General features: G+C 50.5%; 20 protein-coding genes, 2 tRNA genes and 3 pseudogenes. 11 read left to right on the top strand and 14 right to left on the bottom strand.

Translation table 11 applies throughout. From position 1 onward, the window contains the following. Positions 1-77: 77 nt before the first annotated feature. The 12 genes and pseudogenes from W01_RS12910 to W01_RS12960 all read right to left on the bottom strand — a co-directional run. Positions 78-611 (bottom strand): annotated as a pseudogene (locus W01_RS12910) (IS5 family transposase); the annotation flags it as partial. Continuing rightward, on the bottom strand, positions 496-1,032 hold the full coding sequence (locus W01_RS12915) for a transposase (protein ID WP_173055327.1): 537 nt from the start codon (positions 1,030-1,032) through the stop codon (positions 496-498). The gene W01_RS12915 and the pseudogene W01_RS12910, both read right to left, overlap by 116 nt. A 73-nt stretch (positions 1,033-1,105) precedes the next feature. Beyond that, entirely contained in the window at positions 1,106-1,264 is a 159-nt protein-coding gene (locus W01_RS14760; protein WP_173055684.1) for a winged helix-turn-helix domain-containing protein, read from the bottom strand. A 133-nt stretch (positions 1,265-1,397) separates the two neighbouring features. Continuing rightward, complete coding sequence (locus W01_RS12925; protein WP_173055329.1) at positions 1,398-1,565, bottom strand: hypothetical protein; 168 nt, start codon at positions 1,563-1,565, stop codon at positions 1,398-1,400. Continuing rightward, positions 1,544-1,669 carry a hypothetical protein gene (locus W01_RS14435; RefSeq protein WP_256380110.1) on the bottom strand — a complete coding sequence of 42 codons (126 nt, stop codon included), beginning with the start codon at positions 1,667-1,669 and terminating at the stop codon, positions 1,544-1,546. The genes W01_RS12925 and W01_RS14435 overlap by 22 nt, the downstream gene beginning before the upstream one ends. Positions 1,670-1,857: 188 nt before the next feature. Beyond that, positions 1,858-2,517: an ankyrin repeat domain-containing protein gene (locus W01_RS12930; protein ID WP_173055331.1), complete on the bottom strand. Its 660-nt coding sequence runs from the start codon at positions 2,515-2,517 to the stop codon at positions 1,858-1,860. A gap of 612 nt (positions 2,518-3,129) precedes the next feature. Continuing rightward, positions 3,130-3,375 (bottom strand): hypothetical protein, encoded by a 246-nt coding sequence (locus tag W01_RS12935; protein WP_173055333.1) that lies wholly within the window; start codon positions 3,373-3,375, stop codon positions 3,130-3,132. 14 nt (positions 3,376-3,389) lie between these two features. After that, complete coding sequence (locus tag W01_RS12940; protein ID WP_173055335.1) at positions 3,390-6,068, bottom strand: DEAD/DEAH box helicase family protein; 2,679 nt, start codon at positions 6,066-6,068, stop codon at positions 3,390-3,392. 6 nt (positions 6,069-6,074) lie between these two features. Then, the gene (locus W01_RS12945) at positions 6,075-6,620 is read right to left on the bottom strand and encodes a PIN domain-containing protein (RefSeq protein ID WP_173055337.1); all 546 of its coding nucleotides are present in this window, start codon (positions 6,618-6,620) and stop codon (positions 6,075-6,077) included. Next, positions 6,610-6,975, bottom strand: a complete 366-nt coding sequence (locus W01_RS12950) for an STAS-like domain-containing protein (protein WP_173055339.1) — start codon at positions 6,973-6,975, stop codon at positions 6,610-6,612. The genes W01_RS12945 and W01_RS12950 overlap by 11 nt, the downstream gene beginning before the upstream one ends. A gap of 10 nt (positions 6,976-6,985) precedes the next feature. Next, the gene (locus W01_RS12955) at positions 6,986-7,858 is read right to left on the bottom strand and encodes an ATP-binding protein (RefSeq protein ID WP_173055341.1); all 873 of its coding nucleotides are present in this window, start codon (positions 7,856-7,858) and stop codon (positions 6,986-6,988) included. After that, a complete protein-coding gene (locus W01_RS12960; protein ID WP_173055343.1) occupies positions 7,855-10,152 on the bottom strand; it encodes a site-specific DNA-methyltransferase in 2,298 nt (765 codons plus the stop codon). Before W01_RS12960 ends, W01_RS12955 begins: the two co-directional genes overlap by 4 nt. Positions 10,153-10,441: 289 nt before the next feature. Here W01_RS12960 and W01_RS12965 point away from each other — a divergent pair, with 289 nt between their 5' ends. From W01_RS12965 to W01_RS12975, 4 genes are all read left to right on the top strand, one after another. Beyond that, the gene (locus W01_RS12965) at positions 10,442-10,903 is read left to right on the top strand and encodes a hypothetical protein (RefSeq protein WP_173055345.1); all 462 of its coding nucleotides are present in this window, start codon (positions 10,442-10,444) and stop codon (positions 10,901-10,903) included. Positions 10,904-11,034: 131 nt separating this feature from the next. After that, a complete protein-coding gene (locus W01_RS12970) occupies positions 11,035-12,366 on the top strand; it encodes a hypothetical protein (protein ID WP_173055346.1) in 1,332 nt (443 codons plus the stop codon). A gap of 28 nt (positions 12,367-12,394) precedes the next feature. Beyond that, entirely contained in the window at positions 12,395-12,685 is a 291-nt protein-coding gene (locus W01_RS14765) for a helix-turn-helix domain-containing protein (protein WP_445082549.1), read from the top strand. Next, positions 12,589-13,620 (top strand): tyrosine-type recombinase/integrase, encoded by a 1,032-nt coding sequence (locus W01_RS12975; protein WP_445082550.1) that lies wholly within the window; start codon positions 12,589-12,591, stop codon positions 13,618-13,620. Before W01_RS14765 ends, W01_RS12975 begins: the two co-directional genes overlap by 97 nt. Positions 13,621-13,633: 13 nt before the next feature. Here the strand turns inward: W01_RS12975 and W01_RS12980 are convergent. Next, a tRNA-Arg gene (locus W01_RS12980) sits at positions 13,634-13,710 on the bottom strand. Between the two features lie 27 nt (positions 13,711-13,737). Next, positions 13,738-13,830 (bottom strand) — tRNA-Ser (locus W01_RS12985). A gap of 180 nt (positions 13,831-14,010) precedes the next feature. Here W01_RS12985 and W01_RS14440 point away from each other — a divergent pair. From W01_RS14440 to W01_RS13015, 7 genes and pseudogenes are all read left to right on the top strand, one after another. Further along, positions 14,011-14,172: pseudogene (locus tag W01_RS14440) on the top strand (helix-turn-helix domain-containing protein); the annotation flags it as partial. 30 nt (positions 14,173-14,202) lie between these two features. Then, positions 14,203-14,940: pseudogene (locus tag W01_RS14770) on the top strand (ISNCY-like element ISCARN112 family transposase); the annotation flags it as partial. A gap of 435 nt (positions 14,941-15,375) precedes the next feature. Next, the gene (gene ispD / locus W01_RS12995) at positions 15,376-16,056 is read left to right on the top strand and encodes a 2-C-methyl-D-erythritol 4-phosphate cytidylyltransferase (protein WP_173055350.1); all 681 of its coding nucleotides are present in this window, start codon (positions 15,376-15,378) and stop codon (positions 16,054-16,056) included. Between the two features lie 2 nt (positions 16,057-16,058). Continuing rightward, positions 16,059-16,529 carry a 2-C-methyl-D-erythritol 2,4-cyclodiphosphate synthase gene (gene ispF / locus W01_RS13000; RefSeq protein WP_173055352.1) on the top strand — a complete coding sequence of 157 codons (471 nt, stop codon included), beginning with the start codon at positions 16,059-16,061 and terminating at the stop codon, positions 16,527-16,529. Positions 16,530-16,631: 102 nt separating this feature from the next. Next, positions 16,632-17,303 (top strand): tRNA (adenosine(37)-N6)-threonylcarbamoyltransferase complex dimerization subunit type 1 TsaB, encoded by a 672-nt coding sequence (gene tsaB / locus W01_RS13005; RefSeq protein WP_173055997.1) that lies wholly within the window; start codon positions 16,632-16,634, stop codon positions 17,301-17,303. Further along, a complete protein-coding gene (rimI, locus tag W01_RS13010) occupies positions 17,300-17,764 on the top strand; it encodes a ribosomal protein S18-alanine N-acetyltransferase (protein WP_173055354.1) in 465 nt (154 codons plus the stop codon). The genes tsaB and rimI overlap by 4 nt, the downstream gene beginning before the upstream one ends. After that, positions 17,761-18,510, top strand: a complete 750-nt coding sequence (locus W01_RS13015; RefSeq protein ID WP_242006970.1) for a uracil-DNA glycosylase — start codon at positions 17,761-17,763, stop codon at positions 18,508-18,510. Before rimI ends, W01_RS13015 begins: the two co-directional genes overlap by 4 nt. Positions 18,511-18,513 lie beyond the last annotated feature (3 nt).

An 18,513-nucleotide genomic window follows, 5' to 3' on the forward strand; every position in this document is an offset into this window, starting at 1 on the left:
CCAGCGGTTTACAGAATCAAACGGCTAGAGAAAAGCACCCCCTACCCGGGCATGAATTAGCATTCCTTAGAACGTGTTTACGATCTTCTGAGCAGCAGCCCCAGAAATGCGAGATGGATGAACTGCAGGCTGGTGTTGAGCTTGCGCTCGCAGTTCTTCCACAGCCTCCTATTCTTCTCCACCCAGGCAAAGCTGCGCTCCACCACCCAGTGCCTGGGGATCACCGCGAACTTGTGCAGTTCACTGCGCTTGGCAATCTGCACCGTGACAGCCTGGCCCAGTATCTCCTGCACGCCTTGCGCGAAGGGCTGGCCCATATAACCGCTGTCGGCCAACACGCTTTGAATCTTGCTCAGATTCGCCTTGCAATGGCGCATCGCCTGTAGTGCACTTTTGCGATCCGTTACTTCGGCAGTGGTGACGGCAACGGCATGGGGCAACCCCTGCGTGTCCACTGCAATGTGGCGCTTGATGCCTGAGGCTTTTTTGCCCGCGTCATAGCCCTTGCTCCCGGCTGTGTCCGTGTTCTTCACGCTCTGCGCGTCCACAATCAATAGTGTCGGCTGTGCGTTGCGCCCCTGTTTCTCGCGGGCCGCGCCAACCTGATTTTTTTAATAAAGCACTAATAATCCATTCCCAAGCCACAATGGACTTGACCATTGGCGCATTATTCTCGAAGGTATGCAGGGTCACTTCGAGCTGATCCTCCAGTGCATCAAGACTATCGAAGACGCGGTTATGGAAGCGCTTCTCACGCAATTCATCCCACACATGTTCGACGGGATTGAGCTCAGGCGCATAAGGTGGCAAAGGTAACAGTTTCATGCTCTGTGGTAGTTTGAGTAACCGACTGGCGTGCCAGCCGGTGCCATCGAGCACCATTACGATTTTGTCGCTGGGGTGGCGCGCACCCACCTCATCGAGAAACAACTGCATACAGTCGGTATTGACGTATGGCAAGATCAAAAAATCAAGCTCTCCACTTTTGGCCTCCACTGCCGCGTACACGTAGGGGTACTCGTGGGTCAGCATCGCTTAGCATAGTGGTCGTACGGGCTTGGGAGCCCAACACCGACGCACGTCGTTGATGCGCCCAAAACGCGCCTCATCCTGAAACATCAGTCGGATCGGTTCGTTTTTGGCCCAGCCCTGACGGATTTCGGCGAGTGTTTGGGGGAGTTTTTTTCCAGTCTGCCTGGGCTACTGGATTGCCTTGCGGATGCCTTTTGTCAGGTGCGAGTTTGCGCCAGTTGTGCCGATGCAGTCATTTGTACACCGATGACAGCGCCATCTTCCGCCCCAGCGCTATTTCGAGTTGGGGCTTGATCTGGCTGACCACCAAAATACCGCCCATACGGGCAGACTCCAGGAACGGTTTGAGCAGTTCGGCTTCGCGCTCAGGCAGGGGGGAAGTGTTCTCTGTGTCGCCCTCCGCGCACTGACTTGCCTTTATCGCCTATGGCTCCACCCGCAATGAACTGATTGCGCAAACGGCACGCCCAACCTTTGGACAATCCGATGGCCTGTGCTGTTTGCTCCAGACTCATGCCGTATTGAAGGGGCAAGACCACTGCCTGTGCTTGTCGCGTAACTGCTCAATCGTCGTCGCTGAAGCAATGGCTTGGGGTGCGATAGCAAGTACATCCTGGCCTCGCGGTGGTCGTGACATGAATTACCTCCTCAGTGTTTCAATGAGGTAATTATTGTACTATTGATGTATAAATTGAATTACTAGGGAGACGCTGATTAATTCAAGATTTTGCGGAATTTCGCGCGTAACAAATTGATTTTTAATTGTGTGAAATTCTGAAACGCGAGTTAATCAATGCTTCCCTAGTTATTTTCGTTGGCAGAAAATCAGCGTGCTCCGTTCTTGCGCAGTAGCGTTGCGATTGGTGCATAGCCGCGATGCACGGCGTGCTGGAGAGGGGTGGTGCCTTCTTTGTCCGGCAGATTTACATCAGCGCCTGCGGCAATCAGCAGACGCACGATTTCCTGATGCGCTGCCCCGCCATCGGATAGTAGGATGGCTTCGAGCAATGCAGTCCAGCCGAGATGGTTGATGTGATCTACCTTGACACCGGCGGTAATCAGCGTGCGCACCACTTCCACGTGGCCGCGTTCGGCTGCGGGAATCAATGCCGTGCCACCGTAGCGGTTAGTACTGGCCAGGTCGGCACCATGGGCCAGACTCATCTTAAGTATTTCAAGCCGGCCCTCGGCGCCGGCGAGCAGATAGGGACTATCCTGCTTGGCATCCGTGGCGTTCACGTCAGCGCCGGCATCGATCAGCGCTCGGGCGATATTAACTCTGTTCAGTTCCGTAGCTAGCAGTAGTGGGGTACGACCAATTTCATCTCGTTCCTCACGCAGCGACCGACCGGACGGACTGGTGAGTAAGCGCTGTGCTGCAGGCAGGTCATCTGTGCTAACAGCCATATGGAGAGGAGAGGCTGTGGCAAGTGAAGCGAACATGATGCAAAACACAAAAATGAAGTTGTAAAGACGTTTCAACATGGCAATTCAGTGGCCGATCTGAATAATTATTATAGGGAAATGCTTGTCCATCACAAAATTAATGCTTGACCCCTAGTCGGTGGATTTGCTAATACTGGAACCTCATGCCTGAGGCCGTGTATATCCGGTTAATTTAGATGTTCCTCTAATGGGGCGAATTTAAAGGGTATTTCCCAGTCATGATTATAGTTTCCCTTAAATAAAGACGGCTGACTGGCTGGCTTGCGCACTTGCGCGTTGGACACATATGTGGCTGGTTTGTTCGCCGAATAGTAATAATAATTTTTGTTACTATTTATATAGTAACAAAATACTTGTGATTTTTTTGTGAAATTTTTGAACTTTCAGAGATTTTTTGTGAAGTGTTTTTATTTATTTGATTGTTGGACTCTAATCCTATGACCACTTGGTTCGTAGGATCGAAGGCTAACGTGCACACCTTTATTTATCAATACCTTACCAGTGTTCGCCACACTCATAAACAGTTTAAAACAGCTACAGAAATATCATCAAAGTGTGAAAGTGGTACGGTTTTGACTACAGCTCCACAGTCTTGCTTTGCAAGTCTGTGACAACGCATTGCACAAGAGCAGCGCTGTTGTGGTTGTGGCTTTATCGCTTTTTGTTTGACTGCGCTAGTATAGAAGCTGCCAGGGTCTTTGTGTCATCGCTGTATTTAGTGCTAAGTAAAACCTTTGAGGCCACATTTTCCATGGTTGCACCCGTTTGTTTGGGTGTACCTTTCTGAGCAAGGGCTGAAGCCGCTAATTGTTTTGCAATATGTGATGCGTTCTTGTCCTTCAGAGTTTCAGACGCAAGAGACGCGACACTTTGAGACGTTTGTTTTGTATTATTCATAATAAATCCTCCTTTTATTTGTACCCGACGAATCCCTTAACCAGCTCTTTGAAGCTGGTCGGCCTGTACTTCTCAAACCCCCCCATATCGACATACACAAAATCATATTTCACCTTCGACTGTATTCGATTGATGTCTTCACACCATTGCTTTAACCGCGCCATCTTGAGCGGCACATCGAGATCAACCTGCCCCTTGGTTTCGATGATGAAAATTTCCTTAGCCGTCAGCTTCACCATAAAATCCGGGTAGTAATTGGAAATATCGCCGTTGGCGTTTACATAATCCAGCTTGAAGCTCACCGCCATATAGTTCTTTGCGAACGCAATCACGTCCTCGCAGTCATCCAGGAAGCGCGCAAACAGCAACTCGAAATGACTGCCGCCGATGATCTTGTTGAACACACTCTTTTTCGGAACCAGATACCCTTGGTCTTTCGTCACAAAGGGGCGTGTTTGCCGTAGCTTGATAGTGTCGCGGATTTCCGCATCGCCCTTGACCCGAACCGTCAGCGCATTGATGGCTTTTTTGAAGGAGTTGATTAGCGTAATCGTGGCCGCCAGTTCCGACAGGTTGCGCAGCGTGTTGGCGTCTTCCAGCTCCACCGGCTTGTCGAATAAATCATCGCGCACAAATGCCTTCACCTTACCGTAGAGCACGTCATAGCCGCTGATTAGGCGCAGGTCTTTCATAATGGTCTGCGTGAAATAGCCGATCACGCTGCGGTAGTCGGCAATGCCTGCCGTGTCCAGAATGGTGGTATGCGTCACCTCACCGGTAGCGATGTCCTTGAACACGATTTCCCGCTGCTCTTCCTCGCTGAATTTCCGATAAGGCACTTTTACGATGCCTGGAGCGCCCACAGTCAACTCAGCCAGATTTTTATATTCGCGGTAAACGCGCGGTGTCATCACCGGGATTTCAATATCCAGCGCCTCGATGTCCTTCTTGGTGTTCTCCCTGTCAATCTCAATCACCAGCGGCGCTTTTGCCCCGGTGCCGTCGCCCATCGGCCTGCGTTCCAGCACTACGCCTTCGGCCTGGATGGATTCCACAAAGTCCATGAAAGCATCGGTGCCCACCACGCTGACGTATTCTTCCACGCCACCCGGATACATCTTGCGCAAGCCGCGCCCTAGCGTCTGCTCCGGCAGGATGTTGCTCTGTGCAGCATAAGCCCGCAGGCCGACGATGGTGGTCACGTTGCGCACGTCCCAGCCTTCCTTGAGCATCAGTACCGAAACAATCGCCTTGTATGGGCTATCCATGCTGTCGATCTCGTTGGCCTGTTTGCGCAACCGTTCCAGCTCGTCTTTATTCTTGCCGGTTGCCGATTCTGAAATCTCGCCATTATTCTTGGTGTGAATCACCAGCACCGCGTCAGTTAGCTTCGTGTAGGTGCCTTCCAGATACGCCGCCACATCGTCACAGTTCTTGGTGTCGTCGGTCATCACGAACAGGATGGCCTTCTTGCCCAGCTTTTCATGCTCGGCGTATGCCTTGCGCCATTCCACCACGCCAAGGTTGATGTAGTCGGCATATTTTTCGGTGTACTTGGCGCTTTGGCTTTCCTGTAATTTTGCGCGGCTGGCGGGATCAGGCACCACGGGATGCTTGACTACGTTTTGTGAAATCGCCTCCACCAACGGGTAATCGGCGATGGTCTGCACGAAAATGCCGCCATTATTGTGTTTGGGTGTTGCGGTTACGTCTACCTGCAAGCTCAAGACAGCGCCTTTTTGTTTGAGGTGATTGTGGATGTCCTTGATGGACTTGAACCACGCCAGGCGGCTGTCATGTATATGGTGCGCCTCGTCGTTCAACACCATCAGCTCGTCGATGTCGCGCACGATCATGTCCAAATCCACCTTGGAATCGGTAGTCGCCCCGGTAGGCCGCTTGCCCAGAAAATAATCCATTGTGTCTTCATCGTCGGACGATGGTGGGATGTCATCGCCTGAATAGACGCGATGAATGTTGGTCAGAAAAATATTGCCGACGGGATGGGTGATGCGTACCTCGTCCTGCACATGCAGGGTAAGCTGGAAATCGTCGCGCCAGTTCTGCCCGTCCACTCCGTTGTCAGGCAATACCGGGTCATCAAAGAAAATGCGCAGCCCTTGGAAATCCTTGTAAATTCGATCCAGCACGATGATGTTGGGTGTGATTACCAAAAAATTGCGCGCCAGTTCGGATTCCGGCTCATACAGCTTGTGGAAATAGCTCCATGCCAGCACTAGACTCATCACCTTGGTCTTGCCCGCGCCGGTCGCCATCTTCACCACAAAGCGCCGCCAGTCCTCATCAAACATTGAGGATGTCACAGGCGCGCCACCGGCAAAGCGCATCATGTCGTACTTGTCTTTAACGCCCACCACGTCATACAGGTAGATGATGGTTTCCAGCGCCTCGCGTTGGGCGAAGTAATACTGGAATTCCACCATCGTGCCATCAGACTTAGGCAGCAGGTGCGGGGTCTTGAACCACCAGTTGAGTAGGCTGCGGCTGGTGTTCGTTGCCTTGGCGTAGCCGCTGTCGCGCCATATCTTCACCTGCTTGCGCAGCTCCGGCACCAGCGGCGGCATCAGTTTTTCAAAGCTGGATTCACGCAATGCTTCATCCGCTGGAAACCAGCGAATCTCTGGGTCAAGAGTGACGTAAGGGGAGTCGGGGAAATCGGGGTGAAGAGCCATGGCAATTTAAGTAAGCAGTCTTCTGTTTGCGGTAATAACGGCAACCCCTTGGCTCTTGAAATCACCATCATCCGTTACCAGCTTCAATCCCTCGTTCTTGCACAGAGTTGCCAACATCTGATCGTTGAAATCAGAGTCTCCGGCAGCATACTCATCAATCAGCGCATCAATCGCAAGCGAGTCAAAGCCGTTCTCTATTCGCGTACAGTGTCGTAACACACGTTTAACATCTGCTGCAATGTCTTGAGCGATGGGCTTGAAATCCCCACTTTTCCTGAATTGCTTGAAGTCGTTGGTCGATGCGGACTGTGTTTTCCAAAGATTCCATTTCAGTCTGGCATAGGTATTGATAAATTCGGAGACAATCAAAACATCAATATAAATTCTGCTTTGCGCAGATAGGATTTTTGATAAGGCTTGGGAATAGACGGCGACCCGGTTGTCTCCCGGCTTTTGTGGACCATAAACGAGCAACCAAATATTCGTGTCCAGCAACAACTTATCAGATGGGTTGAAATTGTAACTGGCAACCGCTTCCGCCTTATGCGCCATTGCTATCATCTCCCAGCGTTTCCTGCACGGCCTGATCGAATTTCTGCGGGTCTTTAAAGTATAGCTTGGCCGTTTCAACCACACGCTTTAGCAACGCCAGATCGTCGGCTTGCATATCCTGCACCCTGAGCAAGGAACGAATTTGCTCTTCACTGAATGTGCCATACAACTGTCCGATTGCCGCATTCAAGAACGCCGATGTCAGGGTGGATACGTTATGGAACGAGAGCATGACGCTTCGCCCTTCATTCAAGGCGGCAGCAAGACGATCAAAAACTCTTTGGCCATCGCTGGATGCCACGCAAAGCGGGCTGCCGACGATTTCAAATATGGAAAGCTCCAGATTTTTGCTCATGATGATTACCTTAAAAAATGTCGGTTTCCGATAACTCGGAGGATAGTGCATAGGATTGCGTATCCGCAGTATTAATTTCCACGCTTACCACAGTACCCGGGAAAGGCTGGCTTAACCGTGCTGTAACAGTTTGACGGTTCTCCCGCAGCCAATACCCGGCTTCCGAAACAATTTGAATGCGCCCCCCATTCAAATCAATAAACTCGCCCAGCAGCTTCAAGCCCAGCCCTCCCGGAATCTGGCCGCGCTTGGTCGTGTTGCGTCCTTCGGTAGCCCACGTAATAGCCGCCTCTGGGGCTAAGTCAAGGCCGGTATTTTCCCGTACATTCCGGCGAATGCCAATCCCCAAGTCGGCCACGGAAAAATCCAGTTGGTGCCTGGCCGGGAAAAACTGCCCGCAACTAAAAATCCCCTGCTCAGTCCGCGAGTGCAACACGGCATTGCTAAAAATCTCAAAAATGCTTTCTCGAAATTTCTTCAGCAGCCCCGGCGACATGGCTGGCATCTCCGAGCGATGCATCAATTCGGTCTCGATGTAGTCGGCAAAATAACGATCATCTTTGACATCGAAACGCTGGTAAGGAATGGTTGTCCCCCACAGGTCGGGAATCTTTTCGCGCCCATAATGGCTGAGGAAAGCATTTTTTGACAGAATTTTTTCAACGCCTGGCCGGAGATTCATTAGCCTGACTGTATTCAGCTCCTCACCCAAGCGGTAAAGAATCGCGCCAAATGCCGCGCACATATCGGCATCGAACCAAGTCGTTTCGCTCATGTCGAGGTCAATGTCATCGAACAGGCAGTCCTTCGTTTGCGTGTACAAACACACCAGCGCTTCAAACCCCGTTTGGTCATGACGAATTTCGGGCAGAGGAATTCTCACACTCTTACCTCCACAATCGTCATCGTGTCATTGCCAAAAATATCCACCACCTTCACCGCAACTTTGCGCCGTCCCGGCATGACTTCCTGCGCCACGCTAACCAGTTCCAGCGAACGGTCTTTCTTGGTGCGGAACGATTGCCATTCATTCTCGAAAACGTAATCGCCAGTCCAAACCTCTTCGTACTCGTCGATCTGCATTTGTGGCGGTTCAAGTCCGGCAATCGCCCCCTGACCGGCTGGCATTTTTTTGATGCGAATAATCTCGCGCTTGCTCTCGAAATCAAAATCAACCGACCAGTAATCAATCCAATCTGTCCAATGCTTGGTAAGTTGTTCGCGGGTGACGATGCCGTCCTTGTCCTTGCTCACTTTCACAATCTGGCCTTTTTCCACCACAATCTTGCTTTGTTTGTCCTTGATGGAAGCCCCGGCGGCGGCGATGGAATCCTGCGAATAGAACACCGAGAAATCCGTTAACTCCAGTGCCACGCTATTGCCTTTAACGTGAGGCTTCACCTCGATGAACGACACATCATGGAACACCACCTGATTCTTTTCCACCGCGCGTTTGTCGAACACGTCAGCGGGGATGTACTTAGGCGCGATGTCGATGCCTTTGGTTTTCGCCTCGTCCAACACGTTAGGAAACAAGCCCATTTCGAACTCGAAACCGAGCATGTCCACCTTGGTGATGTGCTTCTTGCGGCATTCCAGAATTACTTCTTCCACAAATAGCCGCGTGATAGGCATATTCACCGGCCCCACCGCCACCAGCCGCCCAGCCTTCTTACCGTGGAAAGTGGCAAAGCCAGTAGTCGGCTCGGCGCGGTAGGCGCGCAGGATCAGGTCGAGGAAGGCCGCTTCCTTCTCTTCCAGTTGTTTCTGCTTTTCTGCATCGCGCAGGTTGGGATTCACGCCGATGTAATGCTGGCGCTCGTACCTGCCGAGGTTGAGGATTTCAAAGGCACGATAAGGTTTATCCTCGGCCTTGAGTTGCCGCTGCACTCCGATCAGACGTTTGCGAGTGGTGTGGATAGCGAACTTGCCCAAGTCACTGGTGATCCACTTGCGCCCCAGCTTTTCCGCCACGGCGGCGGTTGTGCCAGAACCACAGAAGAAATCGGCGATCAGGTCACCTTGGTTGGATGAGGCTTTGATGATGCGTTCGAGTAGTGCTTCGGGTTTTTGGGTCGGGTAGCCGAGACGTTCAGAGGAGGTGTTTCCAATACGACCAACATCATCCCAAAGTGTGGTCAGAGACTTTCCCTTGGTTTCATCCAAATAAACTTTCAATCCATCGAGCCGAGGGGTTCCATCCTGTTTCGTCAAGATAAGACCTTGTTCCCAAAGCTCTTCAAGCTTCTCCAAGGGATAGCCCCAAGAACGATTTGATGGAGGCTTTGCCCCACGCCATTCAAACTGACGACCGGGATTAGCTGATGAGAATGTCATGTCTCGCCCGGTATACAACCTTCCCGTTTCATCTTTTTTATATCGGCTAAGCTGCGCATCACCATAGTCCGTTCGCTGCTCATTAAAAATGAACTTCTTTGATTTTGATGCGAAGAAGATTGTTTCTTGAGAACGTGCGTAGCCCTGTGTTTGCATGTTATGGGCGTTAGTCCTGATCCATACTATTTCATTTTGAAATCGCTCCCTGCCAAAAACTTCTTCGATTGCGAGCCTAATATATGTATTCACTCGCCAATCGCAATGCACATAAATACTCCCATCCTTCGCCAACAAATCTCGCATTAGCGCCAGGCGTTCGTAAATCATCGCAATGAATGAATCCGCGCCCTTGCCCCAGGTGTCGCGGTAGGCGAGCTCTTCCAGCACATTCGGTCTTTTTGTGAAGGTGTCGTTGCCGATTTCGATATCCATCGAAAAATCAGCGCCCACGTCGAAAGGCGGGTCGATGTAGATCAACTTGAGGCCCCCCTGTTTTTCGATCTCTTCCCGCAACGGGCCGTTTTTCAGGGACGAGAGAATCAGCTTGTTGTCGCCCCAGATGAGTTTATTCGTCCAACCCTTGAGCTGACGGCCACGGGCGTCGGTGTCAAACAGGCCGAATTGTAGTGAGGCCGGTTTCTCCGCGCGCGGCTCGTCTACTTGCTCGATCACCTGAAATGGCAGCACCACGTTGCACACATCGCCGGTCTTGCCGTTCCATACCAGCTCGACCTCGCGCTTGTCCTCGAACAACAGAAAGCGAAACTTGTCAGGTAGCGGCTTGCCCGCCTCCATGAAGCGGATGATTTCTTGTTGTTCTTGTTCGGTCAGTTTTGCCATATCTATAAATTCCCTAATTGCTTAGTCAATGCCCATCCCGTAGCAGCTTATGGCACATTGCGGATATCTTAACCATATAATGGCCGGATTATTTCAATAATATCTTTTTAACCCATATGTATCTCGACAGCGAAGACTACCAGACCGTTTGGCAATTAGCTCACAATTGGGTGGGCGCTAATCCTGAAATAAGTGATCCGGATCTGTTTTCGGATGAGTTGAAACATTCAATTCATCGCCTCATGTCTGCTGCGATCAATCAAGCCGAACGAGAAGGTTTAAACTTTTCATGGATGATTCTTTTTTCACGGTGGTGTCCGATTTTCGCCATTTCATGAAATTTAATAAGTGTCTCCGAAATGATGAATTCGACAAGTCCTATCTAAACTCAATTTATTTAAAGCGTAGTGATGTATTGCGCTGGTGTCAGAGCGAATTTTTATTACCCCCTCCGATTTGGCAAATTACCAATTTAGACTCTCCTAAACTTGAAGAACAAATCGAAGACTTGGATGATGACAAAGACAACTGGTACGACAATTTATCTTCCCGTCGTAAACAGCGCATTGCTTGTTTGGAGATAGCCAAGCAACTATGGAAAGAAAATCCAGAGCTGACTTACAAGGAAGTTCACTCACATCCTGCTATGACTCGCTATGGCTACGGTAAGAGTTTTACATTTGATACATTCAAAAAATGGGCTCGCCCCTATGCTTCCGAATATGCTAAACAAGGCGGTAGCAAACAATAAATCAACAGGTTGCAAGAAACAGCCATAGTTGCTGAAAAAATCGATATAGCACGATTATTTTTAGCTACATCCCCGCCTTTCCCCGATTCCTCAAGCTGTAGTCCCGCACTTAACAATGGAGATTACAGATCATGGAAACAAATTCACTTGCATCAAATGAAGTAGCCGCAGCCGAGAGGCTGCCCGACCGTACTCGCGCACCGCGCGAGACGGACGGACGGACTCTCGGCGAGGACTCACAGGGTACGCCGCCTAGTATCACAGTACCCTCTAAATACATTCCAGAAGAAAAACCACAAAATCGGATTCTTCGATGTGCCGTGGATTCTCTTTACCTCTCCTATCAGGGCGAGTTATCAAATGAGGTAGATGACCGCCTAGAGGACAGAGAGAAGTCTGCACAGTCAAACGAAGACGAAGAACAGTCCATTGCTCAAATCGTGATTGCGGATCGTCTGTTCAATGTAGCTGCACACGGTGCGGGTCGCTTCCGCTATGTCATCTCCGATGATCGTTTTCGCATTCAAATCAGCCGTGGCACAAGACTCCCTCTCGCCTATGCCAAGATCAGTAGCGAATATTTAACGTTTGTTCCGATTCCTCAAATCGAATCAGAATTGCGCATTATCGTTAATAGTCTAGGCATCGTTCACGACGAACCTAAAGTCAGTCGGGCGGATGTGTGCGTCGATTTTATTCCCGGCATTCCGATGGATGATTTCAACGTTCGGCAATGGGTGACACGCGCTAGAAAGAAAGCCGCTTACTGGACAAGTGGAGATCGCTTCACGGGTTGGGCAATCGGTTCAGGTGGGGCGATTCAATCAAGAACCTATGACAAATTTCTAGAGATTATCGAAGAAAGCAACAAGGTCTATTTGTTCAAGGTTTGGGAAGCATTCGGCTGGCAGCCCGGCGATCCATTGTGGAGGCATGAATTCCAAGCAGCCAACACTGCCCTGCGAGAGTTAGGAATAGCAACTGTTCCTCAACTTCTCGACAATCTCGGCGGCTTGTGGAATTACCTTACCTCAGACTGGCTGCGATTGACCGAAATGGGGAACGATAGCAACAAATCCAGATGGAAAACGCATCCGCTATGGTCTGATATTCAATCTGCAATTTGGACTCCCACTCCACAACTTGCGCTTGAACGTGTGCGCTCTACCAACCTGCCACAAGACGAAAGGGTTATTCCGGGCGGATTGGGCTACATCTCTTCTTTCATGGCACGAGAGGGCATCACGGATTGGGGTGAGGGGTTAGGAACTTTCCTACACTTCGCATCAACTTTCTTTGACCAGCAAGGCATTTCACTTGCAGCTCAGGTGGAGGGGAAAGCTAGGCTCAAAGGGCGTAAGTTCAACACCATCAACAACCGCATCGAGTTGGATGCGCAACACGCCAAGAAAAGTGCAGCAGCCTACCAGCGCGCAAAGGATGGAGATGATGGAGACGCTTAATCTTGAACAAGCTGCCGCGTTCCTAAAAATGCATCCCAACTCGGTGCAATCCAAGGCGCGATCCGGTGAGATTCCAGCCGCCAAACCGGGCAAGTGCTGGGCATTCCTGCAAGATGATCTTGTGTCCTATCTGCGTTCACTCTATTCTTCCAAGTGGCGAACGCTGGAAGGTGACACAAAGGAGAATTTACCATGTCACTCTACAAGCGTGAGGACTCATCAATCTGGTGGGTTCGTTTCACCCACAAGGGTAACCGAATACAACAAAGCTCTGGCACTCCCGTGCGAGAAAAAGCGGAAGAGTACGAAGCCAAGCTGAGATCGTCGCTGTGGGAGCAGGAAAGGCTGGGAGCCAAGCCGATCTATAAGTGGAACGATGCAGTTGTGAAGTATCTGAGCGAGACGAAACACAAGGCTTCGCAAATCAGCGACATTTTTCATTTGCGCTGGCTGGGTCAACATCTCAACGGCATCGCGTTGCATGCAATCAAGCGGGAATTGCTGGATAAAATTTCTGCCGCGAAACAGGCTGAGGGTGTTGCAAACTCGACGGTCAATCGTATGCAGGAAGTTGTTCGGGCAATTCTTCGAAAAGCCTGCAATGAATGGGAATGGCTGGATCGTGTTCCGGTGGTGCGTATGCTGTCGGAACCGACCAAGCGAGTGCGGTGGATAACAAGGGATGAGGCTGATACGCTGATTGCCGAATTACCTCCGCACCTGGCTGATATGGTGCGCTTCAGTTTGGAAACAGGCTTGCGGCGTTCTAATGTTACTGGCCTGCAATGGTCACAGGTGGATTTAGTGCGCAGAACGGCATGGATTCATCCAGATCAGGCCAAGGCCAGAAAAGCGATTCCCGTCCCATTGTCGAACGTAGCGGTTGAAGTGCTGCGCAAACAGATCGGAAGGCATTCAGAGAACGTGTTTACCTTCAATGGCAAGCCTGTGCATCAAGTGAACACAAAAGCGTGGCACAAAGCGTTAGAGCGGGTTGGCATCGAGAATTTCCGCTGGCATGATCTCAGGCACACATGGGCAAGCTGGCACATTCAAGAAGGCACCCCGTTGCACGTACTGCAAGAGTTGGGCGGATGGTCAACACCGGAGATGGTTCAGAAGTATGCGCACCTCTCTAGTGAGCATTTGGCGCAGTGGGTGGATCGTAGGTCAGTGGTTTTGGCTGAAAACTCACCGGAAGTGGTACGTTTTTTACTACAGGAAAATAACAAAGGGCTAAGCATTTCTGCCTAACCCTTTGATTTACTGGTGCGCCCGGAGCGATTCGAACGCCCGACCCCTTGGTTCGTAGCCAAGTACTCTATCCATCTGAGCTACGGGCGCAAAACTGTTTTTTTAAAACTGTTGCTGTGGCGGAGAGAGAGGGATTCGAACCCTCGGTAAGGCTATAAACCCTACGCTCCCTTAGCAGGGGAGTACCTTCGACCACTCGGCCATCTCTCCTAAAGGCCGCGTAGATTACCTTAACCCACACAAAAGGTCAAACTACAGCCTCTTCCAATGTTAGCGCAAAGTAGTAATGTCCCCTTTCTCCCAAATAGAAATGTCCCCTTGAGTTTGCGTTGAGTAAGCTCAGTGCCCGATTAAAACCATAGCGGCGGACACTTTGGAATGGACATGATGATGAGTCAAAAGGAAGCGAAACGTGGGCAGGTAATGGAGTTGCTGTTGGCAGGTAAAGTCGACCAAAAGGAAGCTGGCAAAATGCTGGCTGTCAGTGTGCGTCAAATCAAGCGTATCTTGCGACGTTACCGTACCTTAGGCTTGCCGGGGCTCATCAGCAAGAAGCGCGGACGAGTCTCGAATCGGCGGGGGCATGATCATATCGTGGCGCACGGGCTGCCTGTGGCGCTCTACAGCGACAAACACAGCATCTTCCGCATCAATGCCAAAGGGGCTGCCCCGGAGTCTGGAACACAGTTTGGGCGGGCGACACGGGAACTGGGAATTGAGTGCATTCATGCCAACAGCCCGCAAGCGAAGAGGCGCGTGGAACGTGCCAACCAGACATTGCAAGACAGGTTGCCCAAGGAAATGAGGCTGGCCGGAATATCTGACATCGCCGGTGCGAACAATTGGTTGCCCGGCTTTGTTGCCAGTTTCAACCGGCGCTTTGCGGTGATACCGAAAGATGCGGTTGATGCACACATCGCCTACCCAGGTAGCGCAGATGAACTCACGAATATCCTGTCCGTACAGATCGCCAAAACGCTGTCAAAGAACCTCTCGTTCCAGCATGAATGCAATCTGATACAAGCAAAAATCAGCGGAACCGGATTGGTCATGCGAGGTGCCAAAGTAACCCTGCACGATCACTTTGACGGAACACGGGTGTTACGCTGGAGAAATCGAAAATACACCTATACGACACTCACAAAAGCACAAAGAAAAACAGCAGAAGCGGATGGTAAAACAATCAATGCGCGGGTAGAAGAAGCGATCGTAAAGCGTTGTACAACAGACATCAAGAGGCAAAAACCAGCAGCGGGTCACCCTTGGAGAAAAATGCACGTCGGCAAGTCCGCCCCCGATAGCAAAACCGTTATCCAATAACACCGATGACGAAGGGAGAAAGGGACACTTCTACTTTGCAGGCGAGGGGACATTTCTATTTAGCGTTGACACCTGCTTTTTATCGTTGACACGGTTGCTAAAATATAACGAACAAACAATACCGCTCATACTTAAAGTTTGTGCATCGCCGATTAGCAATACTGGTTGCAATTCGTGTGTAATGTCCAAGGAGTGTATTCTGGACGTTAAGGATCAAAGTTTTGATACAATCAAGAAAGTTTTTGCATAGCTGTCATAGTGATGCGAAAGTGGAGTCATAAGTCAAAAAAATATCCATAAATCAATATTATAAAATGTTAAATGGTGGTAGCCATGTTAATCCTTACACTCGTGGAAACAGATTCAGGTTATACCGCAGTTCATATTGGGCTTGCGACGGTCTGAGTGAATAGATCCGTATTTCCCCTTCAAGCAATGTCTGAAATTTTCGCACTCGTCCCCGCCGCTGGTTGTGGTTCTCGCATGGGTAGTGAGTTACCAAAACAATATCTACAGCTGGCCGGGCAGCCGATGATTTATCACGCACTTTTAACGTTGTGTGCCAGCTCGGACGTCAAGACTATCTTTGTAGTGCTCGCGCCGGATGACATGTATTGGCATGGTTATGACTGGTCGCTATTCGGAGATAAGTTGCAGCCGCTATTTTGTGGTGGCGCAACGCGCGCGGAAAGCGTGCTGAATGGACTAATGGCCGCGGAACTTGAACTCGACGACTGGTTGCTGGTACATGATGCTGCACGGCCTTGTTTGAGCCATAAGCAGCTTGCACGCTTGATTGAAGTATTGCGCGACGATGAGGTTGGCGGCATTCTTGCGGTGCCGGTGGCGGATACTTTGAAGAGAGCCGATGCTGAATGCCGAATTGTGCATACCGAGAGTCGTGAGGGAGTATGGCAGGCGCAGACTCCGCAGATGTTTCGCACTGGGCTGTTGTTGCAGGCGCTGCGAGTTGCCCCGAATGTAACGGATGATGCCTCCGCAGTCGAGGCGCTGGGGTTTCATCCCAAGCTCGTGACAAGCAGTTCCAGTAATTTCAAGGTAACTTATCCGCAAGATATTGAGTTAGCGGAATTGCTTTTAACTAAAAGAAAATAAATATGAGAATCGGACAGGGTTTTGACGTTCATCAATTGGTTAAGGGGCGCAAGTTAATTATTGGTGGCGTGGAGATATTTTATGACAAGGGGCTGCTTGGCCATTCCGATGCTGACGTGCTGTTGCACGCTATCTGTGATGCCCTGCTGGGGGCGGCAGCCCTGGGTGATATCGGACGTCACTTTTCAGATACCGATGCAAAGTTTAAAAATATGGATAGCCGTATTTTATTGCGCGAAGTAGCGCGTATGGTGACCAATGCGGGCTTCCGCATAGGCAATTTGGATGCCACTATCATTGCACAAGCACCCAAGATGGCACCGCATATTCCGCGCATGGTAGAAAATATTGCCGCTGATTTAGGCGTAGCTGTAAATGCTGTAAATGTGAAAGCGACCACCACTGAGAGGTTGGGCTTTAGCGGGCGCGGGGAAGGCATCGCGGCGCAGGCCGTCGCGCTATTGTTAGTTTGAATCAACATAAATTATGACTATGCCATTTCATCATTTTAATTTTTACCAATTAAATTTGAATGAGAAAGAACATATTATCCAATGGACTAATTTTTAATAATGATGCGTATATTAGCGCTGGAAACGTCCACTGAATACTGCTCCGTTGCGCTATGGCAGGACGGCAATGTCGTCACTCGGTGCGAGCTGGTTGGGCAGCGCCATTCCGAATTGCTGATAGGGATACTGGATAGTTTATTGCATGAAGCGGGCGTTAAAATTTCGGAATTAGATGGCATTGCATTTGGCGCTGGGCCGGGTTCATTCACCGGTGTGCGTATCGCTTGCGGGGTGACGCAAGGATTGGCGCTGGGAGCGGATTTGCCGGTGGTGGGAGTGTGTACGCTACAAGCATTAGCGCAAGCCGCTGGCCACGATAAAGTGATCACTGCATTGGATGCACGCATGGGCGAGATTTATCATGCTGTATATGAAAAACGGGCGGGGTCATGGGTGGCGGTTTGCGAGCCGAATTTGTGTTTGCCGCAACAGGCTCCACAGGTTCAAGGCTCTGGATGGTTTGGCACAGGCAGTGGTTTTGCCATGTATGGTGCTGTATTGGGTAATCGTTATGCCGGGCAAATTTCTGGCAGCGATATTCAGGCCGTGCCACAGGCCAGCGCCATTGCAGAATTTGCCGCGCCATTATTTGCTGCTGGTCAAGGCATGGACGCGGCGCAAGCCATGCCCTTTTATTTACGCGACAAGGTGGCGTTGAAAACCAGCGAGCGATGAATTTTTCCCCATTGCATACCCACACCGTCTTGCGTGATATGAATCTAGCAGACGTGGCCGAGATAGTGTGCATTGAGCAACGCGTGCATGCTTGTCCGTGGTCTAGCGGGAATTTTACCGATGCGCTTAAAAGTAAGTATGTATGCAAGGTGTATGAAGCAGAGGGTGAGATATTAGGCTATGTTGTGTTTATGTTTGCAGTAGATGAAGTTCACTTGCTTAATATCAGCATCGTTGCCGAATATCAACGCAAGGGGCTGGGCCGTAGGCTGTTAGGTGCAACCATAGAAATGGCACGCGGTTGTAGCATGCGGCGCATGTTGCTGGAGGTGCGTCATTCCAACGCGGCTGCGCTGGGGCTGTATCGTGATGTCGGGTTTCGTCAAATTGGCCTGCGTCATGGCTATTATTCAGCAGGTAATGAGCGTGAAGACGGAATTGTGATGGAATATTTACTGTGAATCGAGAAGAAGCAATACTACGTGAGCTTAATCTCTATCCGCTGTGGCAACGGCGCGAACAAGCACAGTCTGTACTAGAGCAAGTAACAGCAGTTGTTCAACCGGTTACAGAGCAAATAACTAGCAAGATTGTCGTGGAAAAAGTAGACATGCAGAATCTGGACAGTTACGACTGGCCCAAGTTACAAGCATTGGTAAAAAATTGCACGGCGTGCACGCTGCGGGCGAGTTGTACACAGACGGTTTTTGGTATGGGTGATGTGCGGGCAGATTGGTTGTTCGTGGGCGAATGGCCGGGCGCGGACGAAGACATTCAAGGTGAGCCATTTGTGGGGCAATCCGGCAAGTTGCTAGATAATATGCTGGCCGCAATTAAGTTGAAGCGCGGTCACAATGTTTATATTACCAACATCGTTAAATGCTACCCACCCGGTAATCGCACGCCAGAAGCCAATGAGATTGCTCAATGTGTGCCTTACCTGGACCGCCAGATTCAACTCATCCAGCCCAAGCTGATCGTGGCTCTGGGTGAAACCGCCGCATTATTATTGGGGCATGGTGCCATGCTGTCAGGTGTGCGCGGCAAACTGCACGACTATCGCGGCTCATCCTCTTATTCTTTGGTGAAAGGTATCCCACTCATCATCACATACCATCCGACCTATCTGCTGCACACCCCGCTGAAAAAAACCGAAGCATGGGACGATCTGTGCCTGGCAGTTGCTACGATGCAGGGGTTGGTTTGAAAT

The sequence above is a fragment of the Candidatus Nitrotoga sp. AM1P genome (assembly GCF_013168275.1).
In the GTDB taxonomy this organism is placed as follows: Bacteria; Pseudomonadota; Gammaproteobacteria; order Burkholderiales; family Gallionellaceae; genus Nitrotoga.